Source organism: Bhargavaea cecembensis DSE10, assembly GCF_000348905.1.
GTDB lineage: Bacteria > Bacillota > Bacilli > Bacillales_A > Planococcaceae > Bhargavaea > Bhargavaea cecembensis.
On the sequence record NZ_AOFT01000007.1, the window covers coordinates 56,200 to 79,604 of the forward strand.

Sequence of the window (23,405 nt, forward strand, 5' to 3'; positions counted from 1 at the left end):
TGAACAGGCTCACCGTTCATGGCAATGCAGCGTCCCGGGCGGCCGTGCCGCCCCGCTGCAACTATATCCGCGTTATTCGGCTCCGATCGTTTCCTGCTCGTTGGCCGGCAGGATGTTCAGCGCATCCGTCGGCTGCAGGTCTTCGTCTTCGTCGAGGTCGCGGAGCTCGATCTCCTCGTATTCTTCCGTCAGCATTTTGACATCGAGGCCGAGGGACTGGAGTTCCTTGATGAGGACCTTGAACGATTCAGGGATTCCCGGCTGAGGGATGTTCTCCCCTTTGACGATCGCCTCATAGGTCTTCACGCGCCCGACGACGTCATCGGACTTGACCGTCAGGATTTCCTGGAGCGTGTAGGCTGCACCGTACGCTTCAAGTGCCCAGACTTCCATCTCCCCGAAACGCTGTCCGCCGAACTGCGCCTTACCGCCGAGCGGCTGCTGCGTGACGAGGGAGTATGGCCCGGTCGAACGGGCGTGGAGCTTGTCGTCGACCATGTGGGCGAGCTTGATCATGTACATGATGCCGACCGACACTTTGTTGTCGAACGGTTCGCCGGAGCGGCCGTCGTAGAGGGTCGTTTTACCCGAGCGGTCCATTCCGGCTTCTTCCATGGTCTCCCAGACATCTTCTTCGTTGGCACCGTCGAAGACCGGAGTCGCCATATGGAGGCCGAGATAGCGCGCGGCCATGCCGAGGTGAAGCTCGAGCACCTGGCCGATGTTCATCCGGGAAGGAACGCCGAGCGGGTTGAGCATGATGTCAACCGGCGTGCCGTCCGGCATGAACGGCATGTCCTCTTCCGGAAGGATCCGGGAGATGACACCCTTGTTCCCGTGGCGGCCCGCCATTTTGTCGCCCACGGAGATCTTCCGCTTCTGGACAATGTAGACGCGCACAAGCTGATTGACACCCGGCGCCAGCTCGTCGCCGTCTTCGCGGTTGAACACTTTGACGTCAAGGACGATCCCGCCCGCACCGTGAGGGACGCGGAGCGAGGTGTCACGGACTTCGCGTGCCTTCTCGCCGAAGATGGCGTGCAGGAGACGTTCTTCCGCCGTCAGTTCGGTAACGCCCTTCGGCGTGACCTTTCCGACGAGGATGTCGCCGTCGCGGACTTCCGCGCCGACGCGGATGATGCCGCGCTCATCGAGGTTGCGGAGCGCGTCTTCACCGACGTTCGGGATGTCGCGGGTGATTTCTTCAGGTCCGAGCTTTGTATCACGGGAGTCGGATTCGTATTCTTCGATATGGATCGAAGTATAGACATCGTCCTTCACCAGGCGTTCGCTCATGATGACGGCATCTTCGTAGTTGAAGCCGTCCCATGTCATGAATGCGACGAGGACGTTGCGGCCGAGCGCGAGCTCGCCGTCTTCCATCGACGGGCCGTCACCCAGTACGGTAAGCGGCTCGACGCGGTCGCCGACCTTGACGATCGGGCGCTGGTTATAGCATGTCCCCTGGTTGGAACGGATGAATTTCTCGAAGTGGTAGATGTCGAGGTCGCCCTTGACTTCCTTGCCGTCCACCGTTTCAATGCGGCGGACGCGGACTTCCTTCGCTTCGACGTGCTCCACGATGCCGTGGTGCTTCGAGACGATCGCCGCACCCGAGTCGCGCGCAGACACATACTCCATCCCGGTGCCGACAAACGGCGCTTCCGGATTAAGGAGCGGAACAGCCTGCCGCTGCATGTTCGCACCCATGAGGGCACGGTTCGAGTCATCGTTCTCGAGGAACGGGATACATGCCGTCGCGGCCGAGACAACCTGTTTCGGCGAAACGTCCATGTAGTCGATCGATTCGCGTTTGAAGACGGAGTTGTCACCGCGGAAGCGGCCGACAACTTCTTCGTTGACGAAGCGTTTTTCTTCATCGAGCGGTGCGTTCGCCTGGGCGACGACATAGTTGTCCTCTTCGTCGGCCGTCAGGTAGTCGATCCGGTCGGTGACGACGCCCGTTTCAGGGTCCACGCGGCGATACGGTGTTTCAATGAAGCCGAACTTGTTCACTTTCGCATAGGTAGAGAGCGAGTTGATGAGTCCGATGTTCGGGCCTTCCGGCGTTTCAATCGGGCACATGCGGCCGTAGTGCGAGTAGTGGACGTCACGGACTTCCATGCCGGCGCGCTCACGGGTGAGCCCGCCCGGCCCGAGTGCGGAGAGGCGGCGCTTGTGCGTCAGTTCCGCAAGCGGGTTTGTCTGGTCCATGAACTGGGACAGCTGGGAGCTGCCGAAGAATTCCTTGATCGACGCGATGACCGGACGGATATTGATCAGCTGCTGAGGCACAATAGATTGTGTATCGTTGATCGACATCCGCTCGCGGACCACTCGCTCCATCCGGGAAAGGCCGATGCGGAACTGGTTCTGCAGCAGTTCCCCGACCGAACGGAGACGGCGGTTGCCGAGGTGGTCGATATCATCGGTCGTGCCAACCTGATAAAGGAGGTTGAAGAAGTAGCTGATCGACGCGACGATGTCCGCCGGCGTGACGTGCTTCACTTCCTCTTCGATATCTGCATTGCCGATGACGTTGATGACTTTCTCATCTTCGCTGTTCGGCGCATAGATCTTCACGGAAGAAATCGTAATATCCTCGTCGAGTACGCCGCCGGCCGGCTCAAGCGTTTCATAGCCGGCGCCCTGCTCGAGGTACGGGATGATGCGGTCGAGTTCGCGGCGATCAAGCAGCGTCCCCTTCTCCGCAATGATTTCGCCCGTCTCCGGATCAGCGATCGCTTCTGCGAGCGTCTGGTTGAGGAGGCGGTTTTTGATGCTGAGCTTCTTGTTCATCTTGTAGCGGCCGACATTCGCAAGGTCGTAGCGCTTCGGATCGAAGAAGCGGGAGTAGAGCAGGTTCTTCGCGCTCTCGACCGTAGGCGGCTCGCCCGGGCGGAGGCGCTCGTAGATTTCAAGGAGTGCTTTTTCTGTGCTTTCGGTGCTGTCCTTCTCCAGCGTGTTCTGGAGATACTCGTTGTCCCCGATCAGGTCGATGATCTCCTGATCGGAACCGAAACCGAGTGCGCGCAGGAGGACCGTGACCGGCAGTTTGCGTGTGCGGTCGATGCGGACATGGACGACGTCTTTCGCGTCCGTCTCGTATTCGAGCCATGCGCCGCGGTTCGGGATGACTGTCGCCCCGAAGCCGCGCTTGCCGTTTTTGTCCGTCTTGTCGTGGAAGTAGACGCTCGGGGAGCGCACGAGCTGGGAGACGATGACGCGTTCCGCGCCGTTGATGATGAACGTCCCGTTGTCCGTCATGAGCGGGAAGTCGCCCATGAAGACATCCTGCTCCTTTACTTCCTCGGTTTCTTTATTATGGAGGCGGACCTTGACGCGGAGTGGTGCCGCGTACGTCGCATCGCGCTCTTTCGACTCGCCGACCGGATACTTCGGTTCGCCGAGGCTGTAGTCGACGAATTCAAGCGAAAGATTGCCCGTGAAGTCCTCGATCGGAGAAATGTCGCGGAACATGTCCCGCAGGCCTTCCTCAAGGAACCATTCATAGGACTTCGTCTGGATCTCGATCAGATTCGGGAGCTCAAGCACCTCACTGATCCGCGCAAAACTCCTGCGCTGACGATGTTGACCGTACTGAACTAGTTGACCTGTCAACTGATTCACCCCTCAATTAAAACGATAATGGGTCTTTGCGGATGCCGGCAAATTGATGTATGATATCCGAAAAGACAAAAAGAAAACGAGTCCGATGCAGAAGCTCATTTTCGGTTTCACCAGGCTTATTCCATTCCGGGCCAGTATTCCCAATTGAAGAGCCGGACTATACGGTACGATTGTCCGGCCCCGGACGCCGCCAGGGCAACCGGAGGCACTTCAGTCAAAAGGGCACACGACCTCAATTTTATTTGTGCATTTTATTATACTATCATTGAATATTTGTCAAGTCAATGTTTGTCAAGTCATTTTTTAACCGATCTGAAGATGAAATAGCCCTTTTTCTTTTCTTCGGCCGTCACATTGCCGAAAAGCGCCTGCAGCTTTTTCTCGGTGGAGGCAGCGCCCTGCTTTTTCTGGATGACGACCCAGAGCTCGCCCCCTTCGGCAAGAAGGCGGAAGGCGTCCTCATAGATCCGGAAGACGGTGTCCTTGCCCGCGCGGATCGGCGGATTCGTCAGGACGGCCGCAAACCCGTCCCCCCGCACATCCGCGCCCGCGTCACTTTCATAGATCTCCGTGTTGCCGGCGCCGTTTGCGCCGGCATTTTCGCGCGCCAGATCAAGTGCGCGGCTGTTCACATCGACCATATGGACGGTCCGGTCCGGCAGCAGCCTGGCCGCCGTCAGCCCGACCGGCCCATAGCCGCATCCGATGTCCAGGAGATTACCCGGTATTCCCGGCTCCCTGAACGTATCAATCAGAAGCCTCGAGCCGAAATCGACACTTTCCTTGCTGAATACGCCCGCATCCGTCTTGAAACGGAACGGGATGCCGCGCAGTGTTGCCGTCCATGTCTGCGGCGCGCTCTCGGTGCCCGGGTTCTTCGAATAATAATGATCCGCCATGCCCGTCGCCTCCGTTCGTGAAGATGGTGCCCGGCAGAAGCCGGGAGCCTTTGCTTCTATCATACCCTTTGGACATGAAGAAAAAAGCCCGTCGAGTTGAGACGGGCTTTTTTGTATGGGAAGCAAGGATTACTTGAGTTCGACGCCTGCGCCGACTTCTTCGAGCTTCGCTTTCATTTCTTCTGCTTCTTCTTTCGCTACGCCTTCTTTGAGAGCTTTAGGCGCTTCGTCTACGAGCGCTTTCGCTTCTTTCAGGCCAAGGCCCGTGATTTCGCGGACAACTTTGATGACTTTGATCTTCTGGTCGCCTGCGGAAGCAAGGACAACGTCGAAGTCTGTTTTTTCTTCTGCTGCAGGGCCTGCTGCGCCGCCTGCAACTGCAACAGGTGCTGCTGCTGTTACGCCGAATTCTTCTTCGATAGCTTTGACGAGGTCGTTCAGTTCGAGGACCGTCATTTCTTTGATCGCTTCAATGATTTGCTCTTTGCTCATTGATGTTTCCTCCTAAATGGATCGATTTATTTTATGCGGCGTTGCCGCTGTCCGTTGGCTCAGGCTGCGGGATTATGCGCCTTGCTCTTCTTTCTGATCTGCAACTGCCTTCGAAGCGAGGGCGAAGTTGCGGATTGGCGCCTGGAGGACGCTGAGGACCATGGAGAGGAGACCTTCCCGGGATGGGAGTTCCGCCAGTGCCTTGACTTCTTCCAGAGTTGCAACGTTGCCTTCGATGACGCCTGCTTTGATCTCAAGCGCATCGTTTTCCTTTGCGAAGTTATTGATGATCCGCGCAGGAGCAACAACGTCTTCTGTCGAGAACGCGATTGCGTTCGGGCCTGTCATGTACTCGTTGAGTGCTTCGAGGCCTGCTGCATCAGCCGCGCGGCGGGTCATTGAGTTCTTGTAAACCTTGAACTCGATGCCTTCTTCGCGGAGCTGTTTGCGCAGCTCAGTCACTTGCGCCACGTTGAGGCCGCGGTAGTCCACGACGACGACGGATGCCGCTTCTTTCAGCTTGCCGCTGATTTCATCGACGAGCGCTTGTTTCTGTTCGAGAATCTTGCTCATGTCAACACCTCCTGTTAGAGTGGCTCATTTATACCGCATATCAATGGAAAAGCCCTGTATCCGCGAACGCAGACACAGGGCATTAAAGTCGGCTTCATTCGATCAAGCACGTCTTTGTCCTCGGCAGGGAAGTTTAAGCGGCATGCCGCCCCTGCTGTCTACGGTACAAACGATATTCACAACATCGGCAATCTTACCAGACTGCCATTCTGTTGTCAACGATTATTTTTTGATGACGACGTTTGCCGCATCGATTTTCACTGCAGGACCCATTGTAGTCGTCACGTTGACAGACTTCATGTAAGTGCCTTTTGCAGCTGCAGGTTTTGCCTTCTGGATGGTTTCGAAGATCGTTTCGAAGTTCTCGATGAGCTTCTCGTTGTCGAACGAAACTTTTCCGATTGGTGCGTGGATGATGCCGGCCTTGTCAGCACGGTATTCAACCTTACCTGCTTTGATGTCCTGGACAGCTTTTGTCACATCAAATGTAACAGTGCCTGTCTTAGGGTTCGGCATGAGGCCTTTTGGTCCGAGGACGCGGCCGAGCTTACCGACTTCGCCCATCATGTCAGGAGTCGCAACGACGACGTCGAAGTCGAACCAGCCTTGCTGGATCTTCTGGACGAAGTCTGCTTCGCCGACATAGTCAGCGCCTGCTGCTTCCGCTTCCTTCGCTTTTTCGCCTTTTGCGAAAACGAGGACTTTTTGCGTTTTGCCCGTTCCGTTAGGAAGGACGACTGCGCCGCGGATCTGCTGGTCGTTTTTACGAGTGTCGATTCCGAGACGGAAAGCGACTTCGACAGTAGCGTCGAATTTGGTTGTGCTCGTTTCTTTAGCGAGCGCGATTGCTTCTTCTGCGCCGTAGAGTTGTTCGCGGTCTACTTTTTTAGCCGCTTCTACGAGCTTCTTGCCTTTTTTAGCCATGTTTGTTTCCTCCTTGATTGTGGTTATAGCGGATTAACCCTCCCACGAAAAAGGATTGCGGCGTTCGCGTAGAACGGGCGCAACCCTCCTGTAACAGAACAACATCAAGTGAAAGAATCAGTCTTCGATCGTGATGCCCATGCTGCGGGCAGTGCCTTCGACCATCTGCATCGCTGCTTCAACAGAAGCGGCGTTGAGGTCAGGCATTTTAGTCTCCGCGATTTCGCGGACTTTATCACGCTTGACGACGGCAACCTTGTTTTTGTTCGGTTCGCCGGACGCCTTATCGATGCCTGCTGCTTTCTTCAGAAGAACGGCAGCCGGCGGAGTTTTTGTAATGAATGTAAACGAGCGGTCTTCGAAAACCGTGATCTCAACAGGGATGATGAGACCTGCCTGGTCAGATGTCCGTGCGTTGAATTCCTTACAGAAGCCCATGATGTTTACACCTGCCTGACCGAGTGCCGGTCCGACCGGTGGTGCCGGGTTTGCTTTACCTGCAGGGATTTGCAGTTTAACGATTTTGCTTACTTTTTTAGCCACGAGACGCACCTCCTTAAAGTCCGTGATGTGGTAATAGGGTTGCCCCTCCCACTCATATGTGTCTGCCGGCATTGCCGGTAGAATACGGTTGATCCGCAGCAGACCTATTTTAGGCCTGACCTATGGAATGATACCACTAACGCCTTCCGTATGCAAGCGGAATGTCAAATTTTACGAATCTGGGCGAAATCAAGCTCCATCTTCGTTTCGCGTCCGAACATCTCGACAGCGACCTTGACTTTGCCTTTGGCCGGATCGACTTCCTCGACCGTGCCCTGGAAGTTCGCGAACGGCCCTTCCAGCACTTCGACAAGTTCGCCTTCTTCGATGTCCATTTCGACCTTGGCTTCCTTCATGCCCATCTGGCGGAGGATGAAGTCAACCTCTTCCGGCATGAGCGGCGTCGGCTTCGCGCCGCCGCCCGACGAGCCGATAAAGCCCGTTACGCCGGGCGTGTTGCGCACGACATACCAGGAGTCGTCCGTCATGATCATTTCGACAAGGACGTATCCCGGGAATGTCTTGCGCATGACGGTCTTTTTCTTGCCGTCCTTCAGCTCAGTTTCCTGTTCTTCAGGAACGATAACGCGGAAGATCTTGTCGAGCATCCCCATCGTTTCGACCCGTTTTTCGAGGTTCGCCTTCACCTTGTTCTCATATCCGGAATAGGTGTGCACCACGTACCAATTTTTCTCCATTCGATCGGACTGGCCGTCCGTCCCTCCCTTTCACTTCCATATCAACGGCTGAGTGCCGGGACAGCTGCCTCCCGGACACGGCTTCTCCAATGAGTGTACCCGCATCCGGCAGGCGCAACCCGCCCCGGAAACTTCAGCAAAATGAAAAAGCCCGTGCGGTCCTCCAGACGGGCTATTGTGGCCATGTATTCAGACAGCCTGAGTCAGATGCTCAGGAACCAGCGGAACAGTTCCGATATGCCGAGGTCGATGACTACGAAGTACAGAGCCATGAAGATGACCGTCGAAAGAACGACGACCGTATACTTGGTCAGTTCTTTGCGCTTCGGCCAGCTGACCTTCCGCATCTCGGAGACGACGCCGCTGAAAAACTCACGAATCTTGCCCATTTTATCGTAAAACCTCCGGATTATAAGTGTCTAAGTCGAGTGTGGTTGTGTCACCGGAAGTTCCGGCGTCGCATCACGATTTCCGCCGGCCGCCGGGTAAGGACGGCCGTGCCGCCGATCCGCGGACCGGTCCGTTTACAGCCTACCACCTGCAAACAAGGCTGTCAACGCGCCCGGGTGCCTACCGGCGCGCCCCCGCGGCAAGGTGCTGCTCCAGTTTCCGCTTGATCCGCTGGAGGGCATTGTCGATCGACTTCACCTGCCGGTCCAGCTTGTCGGAAATCTCCTGGTAGCTGCGTCCTTCCAGATACAGGGCGAGCACCTGCCGTTCAAGCGTACTCAGGACGTTGTTGACCTCTTCCTCCAGCCGGTTGAAATCCTCCCGGTGGACCATGAGGTCGGCAGGATCGTCCAGCTCCGGCCCGGTCAGCATATCGAGCAGTGTCCGCTCGGACTCATCCTCGTACACCGGCTTGTCGAGCGATACCGACGAATTAAGCGGAATATGCTTCTGCCGAGTCGCAGTCTTGATCGCGGTAATGATCTGGCGCGTGATGCAAAGCTCCGCGAACGCGCGGAACGAACTGAGCTTGTCCGCGCGGAAGTCCCGGATCGCCTTGTACAGGCCGATCATTCCCTCTTGTATGATGTCTTCCCGGTCTGCGCCGACCAGGAAATATGAGCGCGCTTTCATCCGGACGAAATAATGATACTTCCGGATCAGGTAATCGAGCGCGTCCGACCTTCCGGCATGCACCAGCTCGACAAGCGACTCATCGCTGTGGTTTTCAAACGCTTCCCCCAAAACCTCTTTCCGGCTGTCAATCATCATTTCAGATCACCCCGGTCCCCCTCGAGTTTAATGACAAGTTTACAGGAAGGAAAATATTGTCGTCAACCGCTCATTTTAGTCCGCGGCGCCATTTTTCGAAAATTTCGGCCACATCGTCACTGAGCGGGATTTTGGAGAACGGCCGATTTTCGCGGATTTCCCGCACCCGTTTCGCGATGCCGTCGCGGACCTCGCCCATTTCCAGGCGAAGCTCCCGGGCGGATTTACGGAGCGCGCCCTGGGCAAAGATGACACGCTGCTCGGTAAAGTCCGATGTGGCCACATGCACACGGGTGCGCCGGCTTCCGAGTTCGGAGGCGAGGCGCTCGATGCGTTCGTCAGCCGTCTCGTTCTCCCTTGTATAGATCACCTCGACATCCCGCCGCCGCTGCGGCTTCGGGATGCCCGGCACGTACTGCGCGTCAAAGACCACAATCACCCGCCAGCCCGTGTACGCCCGGTATTCCGCCATCATCTCGACAAGCAGGTCACGGGCATCCTCCAGACGGGCATCCCGGAGCGTTTTCAGCTCCGGCCAGGCGCCGATAATGTTGTAGCCGTCGACGATCAGGACGTCCATCACTGACCGCCTTCCGGATCCCGCTTGCGGAACACTTCGTACATGAGGAGCGCCGCAGCGACGGAGGCATTCAGGGAATTCACATGCCCGACCATCGGTAGGCTGTACAGGAAGTCGCATTTGTCCCGGAGAAGGCGGCTCATGCCGCGGCCCTCGCTGCCGATGATGACGGCGAGCGGCAGGCCCGCGTCCATGTTGCGGTAGTCGGCGTCGCCCTTTGCATCGGTGCCGGCAATCCAGACACCGCGGTCCTTCAGATCGTCCACGGCGCGGGCCATATTGCCGACCCGCACGACCGGGACATGCTCGATCGCACCGGTCGATGCCTTGGCGACCACGCCGGTCAGGCCGACGGAGCGCCGCTTCGGAATGATGATGCCGTGCACGCCGGACGCGTCCGCCGTCCGGAGGATTGAACCCAGATTGTGCGGGTCCTCGAGCTCGTCCAGGATGAGGAAGAACGGATCCTCCCCGCGCTCCTCCGCCCGGCGGAACAGATCGTCCATCTCCGCGTAATCATAGGCAGCGATGGATGCTACGACGCCCTGGTGGGTGAGATCGGTCAGCTGATCAAGCTTTTTATTCGGCACCTGCTGGACCACCGTGCCGGATTCTTTCGCGAGCCGCCGGATGTCCGAGGCAAATCCCTTCTGCATGCCTTCGGCAATCCAGACCTTGTTCAGCTGGCGCCCCGAACGAAGCGCCTCGAGCACCGGATTGCGCCCCGCAATGATTTCTTCTTCACGCTTCGTCAACGCGGTTCCCCTCCTTCCGATTCGGCAAATCCGATGGCGTAACGGATCACTTCGTCCAGCCGCTCCTTTTTGCCGAGCAGGTGGAGATAGCCGACCAGCGCCTCGAATGCCGTGCTGTAATTGTACGTCTGTACATCCGTGTTTTTCGGGGCATGTCCCGATTTGGCGTTCCGCCCCCTGCGGACGACAGCGGATTCCGACTCATCAAGGAACCCGCCCTCTTCCATCGAGAGGACGATCGCCGCCTGGGACTTCGCCGATACATAGCCGGTCGCAAGCCGGTGGAGCGTGTTCGGCTTGGCCCGGCCGGAGCGGATCAGATGCTCGCGGATCGCGACCTCGTAGACCGCATCCCCCATGTAGGCGAGCGCGAGCCCGTTTAGCTGGCGGATGTCGCCGTCACTGATTCCTGCCATCCGATCAGCCCCTCTTCCAGCGGACGCCCTGCCGGGTATCCTCCAGGATGATCCCCTGGCTCAGCAGATGATCGCGGATTTCGTCGGCACGCTTGAAGTCACGGTTTTTCCGCGCTTCTTCGCGCTCTGCAATCAGTGCGTCAACCTCTTCGCCCGGAAGCTCATCTGCCGTCTCAAGCGAGATGCCGAGCACGCCGGCCAGCTTGCCGAACGCGCCGAGGAACGCCTGGAGCACATCCTTCTGGGTGTTTTTCTCGTTCAGGTAGGTGTTCGACAGGCGTGCCAGGTCGAAAAGTGCCGCAACGGCGTTTGCCGTGTTGAAGTCATCGTCCATCGCGTCTTCGAATGCCTTCTGCGCCTCCCGGACCTTATGGAGCCAGATATCCGCCTGGTCGCCGTTGTCCGCCGTCTGCTCGAGGCGGAACATCAGGTTGCGGTACGCCGTGCGAAGGCGTTCAAGGGCGTTTTCCGCATCTGCGATCACTTCCGAGGAGAAGTTGATCGGGTTCCGGTAATGAACCGTCAGCATAAAGTAGCGCAGCACCTGCGGATCAATCTTCTGCCGGATGTCGTGGACGGTGATGAAGTTGCCGAGCGACTTCGACATTTTCTCGTTGTCGATGTTCACGTAGCCGTTGTGCATCCAGTAGTTCGCGAACGTCTTGTCGTTATGCGCCTCGCTCTGGGCGATTTCGTTCTCATGGTGCGGGAATGTCAGGTCCTGGCCGCCGGCGTGGATGTCGATCGTATCGCCGAGCACCTCGCGCGCCATGACCGAGCACTCGATGTGCCAGCCCGGCCGGCCTGCGCCCCATGGGCTTTCCCAGGAGATCTCGCCGGGCTTCGCGGCCTTCCAGAGGGCGAAGTCAAGCGCGTCTTCCTTTTTCTCGCCGGGCTGGATGCGCGCACCGACCTTGAGCTCATCGATCGACTGCTGCGAAAGCTTTCCGTAGCCGTCGAACTTCCGCGTCCGGTAATACACGTCGCCGCCCGACTCATAGGCATAGCCCTTGTCGATCAGCACGCCGATAAAGTCGATGATGTCCCTGATGTGGTCCGTGACTCGTGGGTGGTCATCCGCATGACGGCATCCGAGCGCCTCGATGTCCGCGAAATATGCGGCGATGAACCGCTCCGTCAGTTCGCCGACTTCTTCACCGATCTCATTTGCCGCCTTGATGATCTTGTCGTCCACGTCGGTGAAGTTCGAAACGAAGTGAACGTCATAGCCCTTGTACTCCAGGTAGTTGCGGACCGTGTCATAGACGATGACCGGGCGCGCGTTGCCGATATGGATGTAGTTGTAGACGGTCGGGCCGCATACATACATCTTCACTTTCCCTTCTTCAATCGGGACAAACGGTTCTTTCTTGCGTGTGAGTGTATTGAAAATCTGGATGGTCATCGCCGTACCTCCTTCAGCTGCTCCTGCAGCCGCTCCAATTCTTGATTGAGCTGATTAATTTTTGCTTCCAGCATGTCGCACTTGTCAGCGACCGGATCCGGGATGTCGTGGTGGTCCAGCTTCTTCGGCACCCTGACCCCATTCTGGACGACGACCGTCCCCGGAATTCCGACGACTGTCGAATTCGGCGGAACGTCTTTCAGCACGACGGATCCCGCGCCCACTTTGACGTTGTCGCCGAGCGTGATCGATCCGAGCACCTTCGCGCCTGATGCGACGAGCACATTGTTGCCGAGCGTCGGGTGGCGCTTGCCCTTTTCCTTGCCGGTCCCGCCAAGCGTCACACCCTGATACAGCGTCACGTCGTCACCGATTTCGCAGGTTTCCCCGATGACGACGCCCGAACCGTGGTCGATAAAGAACCGGCGGCCGATCACGGCGCCCGGATGGATCTCGATCCCGGTCAGGAACCGGGAAAACTGGGACACGGCGCGGGCAAGGAACCGCATCCCCCTCTTATGGAGGGCATGGGCGATCCGGTAGCCCCAGAGCGCGTGAAGCCCCGAGTAGGTCAGCACGATCTCAAAGGCACTTCTTGCCGCGGGGTCCTGGTCGAAAATTGTCGCAATATCTTCTTTCATCCTCTTGAACATGGTTGGGCATTCCTCCAAATATCCGAAAACTGAGGCGGGCGGGAGGCATCCGGCGGCATGCCGACAAAACAAAAAGCGCCCCTGTCAGCTGACAGAGACGCCTGGTATGCGCGGTTCCACTCTGGTTTGGGAGGAGCAAAAAACGCCCCTCCCCCCTCGGTGCCCGTAACGCGGGCAAGGCGGCCGGCCTACTTCATTTCGGCTCGGCGCTCCGAGGTGCATTTCCGCGCGCAGCGGCCCGGGCCGCTTTCAGCCGGCGGCGGCCCTCTCTGTCGAGCATGCGCAACGTACTTCTCCTCTTCGTCGCTTTCGGTATGTTGTTTCCTTGTTGACCTCTATTGTACTTGGGGAACGCGGAAAGTCAATTGATTAAACCGTATGCGCCAAATGCCCGGTGAATTCAGCCCGCGTACGCGGAAACACGCCGGATTACTTTGTCGCGGCCAAGAAGCGAGATGGCTTCCTGCAGCTCGGGACCGTGTGTCTGGCCCGTTGTCACGACGCGGATCGGCATGAAGAGATTCTTGCCCTTGTGCCCGGTCTCTTTCTGCACGGCCTTGATGGCCGATTTGATCGATGCCGGGTCGAACGTTTCGAGTTCTTCAAGCTTCGCCCGGAACGCAGTCATTACTTCCGGAACCTGCTCGCCGGACAGCACAGCCTTCGCTTCCTCATCGTATTCGATGCCGTCATTAAAGAACTGGGCGGACAATTCGACAATTTCCGCACCGAAGCTCATCTGCTCCTGATAAAGCGCGATCAGGCGCTCTGCCCATTCCCGTTGTTCCGCGGACAGCTCTTCCGGCAGGCGGCCCGCCTTCTGGAGATGCGGCAGCGCCAGCTTCACGACTTCTTCGGACGGAAGCTGCTTCACATACTGGTTGTTCATCCATGTCAGCTTCTGCTTGTCAAAGAGGGCAGGCGACTTCGAGAGGCGGTCCGCTTCGAACATCTCGATGAACTCGTCCTTCGAGAAGATCTCGTCCTCGCCCTTCGGCGACCAGCCGAGGAGCGCGATGAAGTTGAAGAGCGCTTCCGGCAGATAGCCGAGTTCCTCGTACTGTTCGATAAACTGGATGATCGATTCGTCACGCTTCGACAATTTCTTGCGGCTTTCGTTCACAATCAGCGTCATGTGCCCGAATGTCGGCGGCTCCCAGCCGAACGCCTCATAGATCATCATCTGCTTCGGCGTATTGGAGATGTGGTCATCCCCGCGGAGCACATGTGAAATCTTCATGTAGTGGTCGTCGACCGCCACTGCGAAGTTGTAGGTCGGCACGCCGTCCTTTTTCACGATGACCCAGTCGCCGAAATCGCCGGATTCGAACGACACCTCGTCCTTGACCATGTCATTGAACTTGTACGTGCGCCCTTCCGGCACGGCGATCCGGATGCTCGGCCGGCGGCCTTCCGCCTCGAGCTTCGCACGGTCATCGTCCGACAGGTGGCGGCATTTTCCGCTGTAGCGCGGCATTTCCCCGCGCGCCTGCTGTGCCTCGCGCTCCGCCTCAAGCTCTTCTTCGGTGCAGTAGCACTTGTAGGCCTGCCCCTTCTCCAGGAGCCCGTCGTACAGTTCCTTATAAAGGTCATTCCGTTCCGACTGGCGGTACGGGCCGTACTCGCCGCCGACGTCGATGCTCTCATCCCAGTCGATGCCGAGCCACTTCAGGTAGCGGAGCTGCGATTCCTCGCCGCCCTCGATGTTGCGCTTCGCGTCGGTATCCTCGATGCGGATGATGAACTTGCCGCCGTTGTGGCGTGCGTAAAGATAGTTGAAGAGCGCCGTCCGGGCGTTCCCGATATGCAGGTGCCCCGTCGGGCTCGGCGCATAGCGTACACGGACTTCCTGTGTCATAGATGGTTCCTCCTGTTCGTTCGAACATGTTTGCTCCGTCCATTTTACCACAGCACGTGAGGTTTTAAAGCACCGGGTGCTGCGGACGATGTCCGGGAGGCTTTTGGGATTCGCGTGCGGACAAAAAGGTCGGGATTTTCGTTCGCGAACCTCTTTTTCGGGCGCAAATTTTGCCGATTCCTACGCGAACCCCGCGGAGAGTCTCCTCTTATTAGAAGAGACCGCCCGGCATCGCGGGCGGTCCAGTCAATTACGCTTTCTCCAATAAGATCACCGCGAGTGCGGCAATTCCTTCTTCGCGGCCGACAAAGCCGAGCTTTTCGGTCGTGGTCGCCTTGACGTTCACCTGCGACACATCCGCGTGAAGCAGTTCCGCGATGCGGGCGCGGATCTTGCCGATATGCGGCGCCATTTTCGGGCGCTGGGCCATGATCGTGCAGTCGACATTGCCGAGTTTCCAGCCCTGCGCCTCGACATCCGCCCAGACCCGCTCCAGCAGCACCGCGGAGTCCGCGTCCTTGAACGCCTCGTCGGTGTCCGGGAAATGATGCCCGATGTCCCCTCCGCCGATCGCGCCCAGTGCCGCATCGGTTACGGTATGGAGCAGCACGTCCGCGTCCGAGTGGCCGATGAGGCCGCGCTCGTGCGGGATGGTCACGCCGCCGATGATGAGCGGGCGCCCCTCCGCAAATTCATGCACGTCAAACCCTTGTCCGATCCTGATCATTCCATCTCCTCCTGCCGTTTCAACAGCGCCTCGCCGATCGCGAGGTCCACCTTGGTCGTCATCTTCAGATTATCATACGTGCTTTCGACGACGCGGACGGGGTGTCCGAGCCGCTCGACCAGCATCGATTCGTCCGTTCCGAGGAACCCTTCGGACAGCGCCTTTTCCTCCGCTTCTGCCAGCAGGCCCGCGCGGAACGCCTGCGGGGTCTGGACAAGCCAGACGGTGCTGCGGTCGGGCGTATCTTCCACGACTCCGTCCGCCACCTGCTTTACGGTGTCCTTGGACGGGACCGCGGCGATCGCGGCACCGTGTTCCCGCACCGTCTCCGCCAGTTCCCGGATCACCCGGCGGGAAAGAAACGGCCGCGCAGCGTCATGCACCATGACGACCGCATCGTCCGCGCTTCCCGAATCCATGAATGCCCGGACACATGCCCGGACACTGTCCTGGCGCTCTCCCCCGCCGTCCGGCATCGCCGTGACTTTCGTGATGCCGTGGTCCGCCAGCATTTCCCGGATCCGGTCCCGTTCATCCGGGCGCACCGCGAGGATGATGCCGGCGCAGTCCGGGTCCTGCTGGAACACGGAAAGCGTCCTGGCCAGGATCGGCTTCCCTGCGAGCGGCAGGAACAGCTTGTTCTCCCCCGCCCCCATCCGCCGGCCGCTTCCCGCCGCCGGCAGCATGACTGTGTATTCCATCTGATTCCACTCCATCAAGCGAAAGGACAGGGCACGGGGCCCTGCCTTCCGTCAGTTTTTCGCTTTCACGTCACGCGGCCGGGCAAAGATCATCCGACCCGCAGATGTCTGCAGGACGCTTGTCACCGCGACGGTGAGCGTCTTGCCGATCTGGTTTTTCCCGTTTTCAATGACGATCATCGTCCCGTCGTCCAGATAGGCGATGCCCTGGTTGGCTTCCTTGCCTTCCTTGATGACGGTGACCCGCATTTCCTCGCCCGGGATAACGACAGGCTTCACGGCGTTGGCCAGGTCGTTGATGTTGAGCACGCGGACATTGTGCAGCTCGCACACTTTGTTGAGGTTGAAGTCGTTCGTTACGACGACACCGCCGTTTTTCTTCGCCAGCCTCACGAGTTTCATGTCGACCTCGCTCACATCGTCGAAGTCTTCGTCGGTGATGACGGTCTGGCGGTCGTCCTGGATGCGCTTCAGGATATCAAGCCCGCGACGCCCCTTTGTGCGCTTGAGCGAGTCGGAAGAGTCCGCGATATGCTGCAGCTCGGTCAGGACAAACTGGGGGATGACAAGCTCCCCCTCAAGAAACCCGGTCTCGGAAATGTCCGCGATCCGCCCGTCGATGATGACGCTCGTATCAAGGATTTTCTGGCTGGCGCGGGATTCGGCGGACTGCTGCACGCCGTCTTTTTTCTTTTCCCCGCTTCTCGAGAATGTCTGGATCAGCTCCTCCCGCTTCTGGAAGCCGAACTGGAAACCGAGATAGCCGAGAAGCACGGAGAGGATGACCGGCAAGATGTCCGTGATGGGCGGGAACTGAATCGCACCGACGGCGAATGACAGAAGGAACGCAACAATCAGGCCGACAATCATCCCGACTGTCCCGAACAGCAGATCGAGCACGGGCGCTTTCATGAGGCGCTCCTCGAGCCATTTGATCGATCGCACGGTCGGTTCGGTCAGCACGAGGCTCAGCAAATAAAATAGGACGGCACCGATCAATGCGGACGTATACGCATTGGTGAGCCATGGCTGGTTAACGGATAAAAAATCGAATAATGACGGAAGAAAAATAGCACCAAGCGTGGCCCCGATCAGTGCATAGGCGACCTTCACAAAAAAGTTCAGCATGGTTTTCACCTCCTTGCTTAAAGTATACACGTTCGGACCCCGGACTTCCTTCCGGAGGGGGATGAAAACCATATGATTTCCATAAATATTCGGACGAAGGAGAAGGAAAGAAGTTCCTTATTGGATGGATACCCGCCGTGACACACCGTTCCTTACCGTCCGATCCTCAAATCCTTCCCCTAACCGCCGCTCCTGAAACCAAAAAACGGCCCCGCCGCATGTATATGCAACGGGACCGCCTTGTTTTAATCTATGCCGCAATGTTTACTGTGTGACGGCCGGGTGTCCCCGGCCTGCTTTCCGGCATTTCGAGGCTGATCGTCAACGTTTCACTGAAGTTTATCAACATCTCAGCCAAGATAGTCAACGTTACAACAAAGTTGATCAACGTTTCACTGAAGATCGTCAACGTCTCATTAAAACCCGCTTACTTGAACGCCTCTCCCAGCGCTTCGGCGACGGTGCTGACACCGACGACCTGGATGCCTTCGGGATAGTCCCAGCCGCCAAGGTTCGAGGCGGGCACGATGGCGCGCTTGAATCCGAGCTTTTTCGCTTCCTGGACGCGCTGCTCGATGCGGGACACGCGGCGGATCTCGCCGGTCAGGCCGACTTCGCCGACAAAGACGTCGTACTGGCTGACGGGTGTGTCCTTGAAGCTCGAGACAATGCTCGTGAGGACGGCGAGGTCGATTGCCGGCTCATCCAGCTTCACGCCGCCCGCCACCTTGATGTAGGCGTCATGTGTCTGGAGCAGCATGTTCATCCGCTTTTCGAGGACGGCCATGAGAAGCGACACGCGGCTCTGGTCAAGGCCGGTCGCCATGCGCTTTGGATAGTTGAAGCTGGACTGCGTGACAAGCGCCTGGATCTCAACAAGGATCGGACGGGTGCCTTCCATCGAAGCGACGACGACGGAGCCCGCCGCACCCTGTGAGCGCTCCTCAAGGAACAGCTCGGACGGGTTCAGCACTTCCTTCAGCCCCGACTGCAGCATCTCGAAGATCGCCATCTCGTTCGTCGAGCCGAACCGGTTTTTCACGCTCCGGAGGATCCGGTACGTGTGATGGCGCTCCCCTTCAAAGTAAAGCACCGTGTCGACCATGTGCTCGAGAAGGCGCGGACCCGCGATCTGGCCTTCCTTCGTGACGTGGCCGACAAGGAAGATGGCGGTCCCGGTCGTCTTGGCGATCCGCATGAGGTCAGCAGTACACTCGCGCACCTGGGAAACACTCCCCGGGGCGGACGTGACGTCCGGATGGTGCACCGTCTGGATGGAGTCGACGATGACGAACTGAGGCTTCAGCTCCTCGATCGACAGCCGGATATGTTCCATGTCGGTCTCGGAGTAGATATAGAGCTCCGGTGAAGTGACACCGATCCGCTCCGCGCGGAGTTTGGTCTGGCGCACCGATTCCTCGCCGGAGATGTAAAGGACGCGGCGGCCCTTTTCAGCGAGGAGCGACGACACCTGCAGCAGCAGCGTCGACTTCCCGATCCCCGGGTCGCCGCCGATCAGGACAAGCGAGCCCGGGACCACGCCGCCGCCGAGCACCCGGTTCAGCTCGCCGAACGCCGTCTCGACGCGGGGCTCTTCCTGCGTCTCGACCGAAGTGATCGGGGACGCCTTGCCGGCCGGGCCTGCCTCGGTGCGGAAAGCGCCGCCACGCGCGGCTTTCCCGACAATCGCCACTTCTTCGTCCATCGTGTTCCATTCCCCGCAGCCCGGGCAGCGGCCCATCCACTTCGGAGACTCATATCCGCAATCCCGGCACATGAACTTTGTTTTCTTCTTCGCCATTAGTACCTCCAGGCACGGAAAAGACATCCCGCCGCGGAATGCGGACGGGATGTCTGAACCATTGGTTTGATAGATTGATTATATCATTCTTTCGCGCTTCCTGCAGTTGCAGGCTCTCCGGTGCGGACCGTGTACTTGCCGTCTTCGTCGACGTCAAACACGACTTTATGGCCGGCGAGCATTTCGCCTCTGAGCAGTTCTTCGGACAGGCGGTCCTCGACGTTCTTCTGGAGGGCGCGGCGGAGCGGGCGGGCACCGTATTCAGGGTCGTACCCTTCTTCGGCGATCCGTTCCTTCGCGGCTTCCGTGATGACGAGCTCGATGTCCTGTTCGGCCAGCCGCTTGACAAGCTGGTCGGCCATGAGGTTGACGATCTGGCCGAGCTCTTCCTTGTCGAGCGAGTGGAAGACGATCATTTCGTCGACACGGTTCAGGAATTCCGGACGGAAGGCTTTCTTGAGCTCGCCGAGCATCGTGTCCTTCATGTCCTTGTGGTCCCGCTTGCCGTCCTGCAGGTTGAACCCGACGTACTTGTTCTGCTTGAGCGTTTCGGCACCGACGTTCGACGTCATGATGACGACGGTGTTGCGGAAGTCGACCGTGCGGCCCTTCGAGTCGGTGAGGCGGCCGTCCTCGAGCACCTGGAGGAGGATGTTGAAGACGTCAGGGTGCGCCTTCTCGATCTCATCCAGCAGGATGACGGAGTACGGCTTGCGGCGGACCTTCTCTGTGAGCTGGCCGCCCTCGTCAAAGCCGACATAGCCCGGAGGCGAGCCGACGAGGCGGGACGTGGAGTGTTTCTCCATGTACTCCGACATGTCGATGCGGATCATCGCGTCTTCGTCGCCGAACATCACTTCGGCAAGCGCGCGGGCAAGTTCCGTCTTACCGACACCGGTCGGTCCGAGGAAGATGAACGAGCCGATCGGGCGCTTCGGATCTTTCAGGCCGGCACGCGCACGGCGGATCGCACGGGAAATCGCGTCGACCGCTTCGTTCTGGCCGATGACGCGCTTATGCAGCTCTTCTTCCATGTTAAGAAGCTTTGCAGTCTCGGTCTCCGCGATCTTCGAGACCGGAACGCCGGTCCACATGGAGACGACCTGTGCCACATCTTCTACGGTCACTTCGGACTCTTTCTTGCCCTGCTTTTCCTTCCATTCTTCCTTCGTGCGCTCCAGCTCTTCTTTCAGCTTCTGTTCCTTGTCGCGGAACGAAGCGGCCTTTTCGAACTCCTGGCTCTGGACCGCGGCGTTCTTCTCGGAGCGGACGCTGTCGAGCTGCTGCTCGAGTTCCTTCAGGTCAGGCGGCGTCGTGAACGAGCGCAGCCGGACTTTGGAGCCGGCCTCGTCGATCAGGTCGATTGCCTTGTCCGGGAGGAAGCGGTCGGAAATGTAGCGGTCGGACAGCTTGGCAGCCGCCTCGACGGCTTCGTCCGTGATCTTCACGCGGTGGTGCGCCTCGTAGCGGTCGCGCAGGCCGTGGATGATCTTGATCGTATCCTCGACCGTCGGTTCGTCTACCTGGATCGGCTGGAAGCGGCGCTCGAGCGCGGCGTCCTTCTCGATGTACTTGCGGTACTCATCGAGCGTCGTCGCACCGATGCACTGGAGCTCGCCGCGTGCAAGGGCCGGCTTCAGGATGTTCGACGCGTCGATCGCGCCTTCCGCGCCGCCGGCGCCGATCAGCGTGTGGAGCTCGTCGATGAAGAGGATGATGTTGCCCGCCTGGCGGATTTCCTCCATCACTTTCTTCAGGCGGTCCTCGAACTCACCGCGGTATTTCGTGCCGGCGACGACCGTGCCCATATCGAGCGTCATGACGCGCTTGTCACGGAGCGTCTCAGGCACTTCGTTGTTGACGATCTGCTGGGCGAGGCCTTCAGCGATCGCCGTCTTGCCGACACCCGGTTCCCCGATGAGGACCGGGTTGTTTTTCGTCCGGCGTGACAGGACTTCGATCACGCGGGTGATTTCCTTGGAGCGGCCGATGACCGGGTCAAGCGTGCCTTCGCGGGCAATCTCGGTCAGGTCGCGTGCAAGGGAGTCGAGCGTCGGCGTGCTGGCGGACGAATTGCCGCCGCCCCCCTGCGCGCCCTGGCCGTTTTCATTTGAGCCGAGCAGCTGGAGCACCTGCTGGCGGGCCTTGTTCAGGGAAACGCCTGCATTGGCGAGGACGCGTGCCGCGACCCCTTCCCCTTCGCGGATCAGCGCGAGGAGGAGGTGCTCGGTGCCGACATAGGAGTGGCCGAGCTTGCGGGATTCATCCAGTGACAGCTCGATGACCTTTTTGGCACGCGGTGTGTAATGAATGATCGGGCCGACATCGCGGTCGCCTGTGCCGACGAGCTTTTCGACGCCCTCTTCGATCGTTTCGAAATTAATGCCGATCGCCTCGAGCGCTTTCGCGGCGATGCCGCCGCCTTCACGGATGAGGCCCAGGAGAATATGTTCGGTCCCGATGGCGTCGTGGCGCATCCGGATCGCTTCTTCCTGCGCAAGCTGGAGAACTTTCTGTGAGCGTTGCGTAAAGCGGTTGAACATCATGCACAATCCCTCTCTTCTCTTAATGATTCATTTATGCAGATCCTGATGAACTTTGATTCTGGTTATATGATAAAAGGTTCCCCTAAACCGCCCGGCGTCAAACCGGAAACGGAAGAACCGGGACAACTCTTTCGGTAAGGCCTTTTTTGACCTTCTTTGACCATTATAAGGCGTACGACTTACCTGTACAAAACATATGCTCGCGGAACACTTTCCATCCTGCGGGTCAGTCTTCCGCGCCGCCGGACTGGCGGCCCATGCCGATCCGTTCGCGGATCAGCTGCGCCCGGAAGACGTCGCGCTCGCCGGGCTGGAGTGTCTCTCCCGCATACTGCTGGAGAAACGCCGGCTGCATGAAGATCATGAGCTCGTTCAGGACGGACAGGTCGACATCGGGGATGATGCCCATATCGATGCCGAGCCGGACGTCGGAAAGCCGGTTTGCCGCCTCATCCGTCGCGAGCACGCGGGCGTTTGTCAGGATTCCGTATGACCGCCAGACACGGTCCTCGAGCTTCATCGGTGAATGCTCCCGCAGCGCCCGGCGCGCCCGTTCCTCCTGCTCGATCAGCCGCTCCGTCAGGTCGCGCAGGTCCATCAGGATGTCCCGCTCCGACTTCCCGAGCGTCATCTGGTTCGACACCTGATAGACATTGCCGAGCGCATCGGACCCTTCGCCGTAGCTGCCGCGTACCGTCATGCCGAGCCGTGCGACCGCCTGCGCGATGCGCGTCATGTTGCTCGTGATGGACAGCGCCGGCAAGTGCAGCATGACCGAGGCGCGCAGTCCCGTACCCGTATTTGTCGGGCAGCTCGTGATGTAGCCGAAGTCCCCGTCAAATGCGTACGGCAGGGCCTCTTCAAGCCGGTTGTCGATGTCGTTCGCACGGTCGAACGCTTCCATGAGGTGGAGGCCCGGGTAGATCACCTGGATCCGGATATGGTCCTCCTCGTTCACCATGATCGAAACCGATTCATCACCGGAGAGGATCACGGATCCGGGCCGTTCCGGGTCCGCCAGCTGAGGGCTGATCAGGTGCTTCTCGACAAGCGCCTGCCGCTGGATCGCCGGTACGCTCTCCATCGGGATATGGGAAAAGTCCTCCATGCCCCCCAGTGCTGCCGCAACTTTCTGTTCGACCTCTTCCGCCTCTTCCCGGCTGAAATCCAGCGGGAAGCGGAAGCCCTTCAGGTTCCGCGCAAGGCGGACGCGTGTCGACATGACAATATTCGAGTACTCGCCCTTCGGCCCCATCCACGGAGTGACCGCGTTCTTAAGGAAGTTTTCAATCGACGACATCCTGTCCGCCCCCTTCCTCCAGGCTGCGCTCCAGTTCCCGGACTTCGTCCCGGAGCTGTGCCGCCCGCTCGAATTCCTCCTGGTTGATGGCTTCCTTCATCTGTCTTCTCAAATCCTTGATCTTCCGTTCCGCAGCAATGCGCCCGCTGTAGGAATCGGGTACCTTGCCCTCATGCTTCGTATGGCCGCCCTGGACCTTGTTGAACACTTCGGGCAGTTCTTTGCGGAATGCGCCGTAACATTCCGCGCAGCCGAACTTCCCGCGCTCGATAAAGCGGCGGAACGTCAGCCCGCAGTTCGGGCATTCGGGGCCGCTGGCAACCTGGGGCTGCGCGGTTTTCTGGAACGTCCCCGGGCCGGCAAACCAGTTCTGGAGAAACTGCTGGATGCCGAGCGGGTCTCCCCCGAAGTCCCCCTGGAACGGCTGGAAGTGCGCCGCGCAGACGTCGCACAGATGCCGCTCCTCTGTTTTTCCGTTTTTGCTCTGGGTCACGACGACCGAAGCCGGCCGTTCCTGGCAATTGTCACAGATCAACGAACACACCTCTTTCAGCG

General features: G+C 58.8%; 22 protein-coding genes and 1 other annotated feature. All 22 genes read right to left on the reverse strand.

Annotation, left to right across the window (positions count from 1 at the left end):
• Positions 1-72: 72 nt before the first annotated feature.
• Positions 73-3,621 (reverse strand): DNA-directed RNA polymerase subunit beta, encoded by a 3,549-nt coding sequence (rpoB, locus tag C772_RS07950; protein WP_008298906.1) that lies wholly within the window; start codon positions 3,619-3,621, stop codon positions 73-75.
• Positions 3,622-3,926: 305 nt separating this feature from the next.
• The gene (locus tag C772_RS07955; protein WP_008298907.1) at positions 3,927-4,529 is read right to left on the reverse strand and encodes a class I SAM-dependent methyltransferase; all 603 of its coding nucleotides are present in this window, start codon (positions 4,527-4,529) and stop codon (positions 3,927-3,929) included.
• Between the two features lie 129 nt (positions 4,530-4,658).
• Positions 4,659-5,021, reverse strand: coding sequence for a 50S ribosomal protein L7/L12 (gene rplL / locus C772_RS07960; RefSeq protein ID WP_008298908.1), 363 nt, complete (start codon positions 5,019-5,021; stop codon positions 4,659-4,661).
• Positions 5,022-5,093: 72 nt separating this feature from the next.
• Positions 5,094-5,594 carry a 50S ribosomal protein L10 gene (rplJ, locus tag C772_RS07965; RefSeq protein ID WP_008298909.1) on the reverse strand — a complete coding sequence of 167 codons (501 nt, stop codon included), beginning with the start codon at positions 5,592-5,594 and terminating at the stop codon, positions 5,094-5,096.
• 36 nt (positions 5,595-5,630) lie between these two features.
• Positions 5,631-5,776 (reverse strand) — a sequence feature (ribosomal protein L10 leader region).
• 40 nt (positions 5,777-5,816) lie between these two features.
• Positions 5,817-6,518: a 50S ribosomal protein L1 gene (rplA, locus tag C772_RS07970; RefSeq protein WP_008298910.1), complete on the reverse strand. Its 702-nt coding sequence runs from the start codon at positions 6,516-6,518 to the stop codon at positions 5,817-5,819.
• Positions 6,519-6,635: 117 nt separating this feature from the next.
• Entirely contained in the window at positions 6,636-7,061 is a 426-nt protein-coding gene (gene rplK / locus C772_RS07975) for a 50S ribosomal protein L11 (RefSeq protein WP_143020570.1), read from the reverse strand.
• 164 nt (positions 7,062-7,225) lie between these two features.
• A complete protein-coding gene (nusG, locus tag C772_RS07980; RefSeq protein WP_008298913.1) occupies positions 7,226-7,759 on the reverse strand; it encodes a transcription termination/antitermination protein NusG in 534 nt (177 codons plus the stop codon).
• Positions 7,760-7,962: 203 nt separating this feature from the next.
• Positions 7,963-8,148, reverse strand: a complete 186-nt coding sequence (secE, locus tag C772_RS07985; protein WP_008298915.1) for a preprotein translocase subunit SecE — start codon at positions 8,146-8,148, stop codon at positions 7,963-7,965.
• Between the two features lie 181 nt (positions 8,149-8,329).
• A complete protein-coding gene (gene sigH / locus C772_RS07990; protein WP_008298916.1) occupies positions 8,330-8,980 on the reverse strand; it encodes an RNA polymerase sporulation sigma factor SigH in 651 nt (216 codons plus the stop codon).
• 70 nt (positions 8,981-9,050) lie between these two features.
• Positions 9,051-9,560 carry an NYN domain-containing protein gene (locus C772_RS07995; protein ID WP_008298918.1) on the reverse strand — a complete coding sequence of 170 codons (510 nt, stop codon included), beginning with the start codon at positions 9,558-9,560 and terminating at the stop codon, positions 9,051-9,053.
• The gene (gene rlmB, locus C772_RS08000; RefSeq protein ID WP_008298920.1) at positions 9,560-10,315 is read right to left on the reverse strand and encodes a 23S rRNA (guanosine(2251)-2'-O)-methyltransferase RlmB; all 756 of its coding nucleotides are present in this window, start codon (positions 10,313-10,315) and stop codon (positions 9,560-9,562) included. The genes C772_RS07995 and rlmB overlap by 1 nt, the downstream gene beginning before the upstream one ends.
• Positions 10,312-10,731 carry a Mini-ribonuclease 3 gene (locus C772_RS08005; protein WP_008298922.1) on the reverse strand — a complete coding sequence of 140 codons (420 nt, stop codon included), beginning with the start codon at positions 10,729-10,731 and terminating at the stop codon, positions 10,312-10,314. Before C772_RS08005 ends, rlmB begins: the two co-directional genes overlap by 4 nt.
• A gap of 4 nt (positions 10,732-10,735) precedes the next feature.
• Positions 10,736-12,136 (reverse strand): cysteine--tRNA ligase, encoded by a 1,401-nt coding sequence (gene cysS, locus C772_RS08010; protein ID WP_008298924.1) that lies wholly within the window; start codon positions 12,134-12,136, stop codon positions 10,736-10,738.
• Positions 12,133-12,807 carry a serine O-acetyltransferase gene (gene cysE, locus C772_RS08015; protein ID WP_268743605.1) on the reverse strand — a complete coding sequence of 225 codons (675 nt, stop codon included), beginning with the start codon at positions 12,805-12,807 and terminating at the stop codon, positions 12,133-12,135. The genes cysS and cysE overlap by 4 nt, the downstream gene beginning before the upstream one ends.
• Positions 12,808-13,189: 382 nt before the next feature.
• Complete coding sequence (gene gltX, locus C772_RS08020; RefSeq protein WP_008298930.1) at positions 13,190-14,647, reverse strand: glutamate--tRNA ligase; 1,458 nt, start codon at positions 14,645-14,647, stop codon at positions 13,190-13,192.
• A 250-nt stretch (positions 14,648-14,897) separates the two neighbouring features.
• Complete coding sequence (gene ispF / locus C772_RS08025) at positions 14,898-15,374, reverse strand: 2-C-methyl-D-erythritol 2,4-cyclodiphosphate synthase (RefSeq protein ID WP_008298933.1); 477 nt, start codon at positions 15,372-15,374, stop codon at positions 14,898-14,900.
• A complete protein-coding gene (gene ispD / locus C772_RS08030) occupies positions 15,371-16,075 on the reverse strand; it encodes a 2-C-methyl-D-erythritol 4-phosphate cytidylyltransferase (protein ID WP_008298934.1) in 705 nt (234 codons plus the stop codon). The genes ispF and ispD overlap by 4 nt, the downstream gene beginning before the upstream one ends.
• A gap of 51 nt (positions 16,076-16,126) precedes the next feature.
• The gene (locus tag C772_RS08035; protein ID WP_008298936.1) at positions 16,127-17,203 is read right to left on the reverse strand and encodes a PIN/TRAM domain-containing protein; all 1,077 of its coding nucleotides are present in this window, start codon (positions 17,201-17,203) and stop codon (positions 16,127-16,129) included.
• Positions 17,204-17,630: 427 nt separating this feature from the next.
• The gene (gene radA, locus C772_RS08040; RefSeq protein WP_008298938.1) at positions 17,631-19,004 is read right to left on the reverse strand and encodes a DNA repair protein RadA; all 1,374 of its coding nucleotides are present in this window, start codon (positions 19,002-19,004) and stop codon (positions 17,631-17,633) included.
• 83 nt (positions 19,005-19,087) lie between these two features.
• On the reverse strand, positions 19,088-21,550 hold the full coding sequence (gene clpC, locus C772_RS08045; protein WP_008298940.1) for an ATP-dependent protease ATP-binding subunit ClpC: 2,463 nt from the start codon (positions 21,548-21,550) through the stop codon (positions 19,088-19,090).
• Between the two features lie 226 nt (positions 21,551-21,776).
• Entirely contained in the window at positions 21,777-22,850 is a 1,074-nt protein-coding gene (locus tag C772_RS08050) for a protein arginine kinase (protein WP_008298942.1), read from the reverse strand.
• A complete protein-coding gene (locus C772_RS08055; protein ID WP_008298944.1) occupies positions 22,837-23,385 on the reverse strand; it encodes a UvrB/UvrC motif-containing protein in 549 nt (182 codons plus the stop codon). Before C772_RS08055 ends, C772_RS08050 begins: the two co-directional genes overlap by 14 nt.
• Positions 23,386-23,405: the final 20 nt, after the last annotated feature.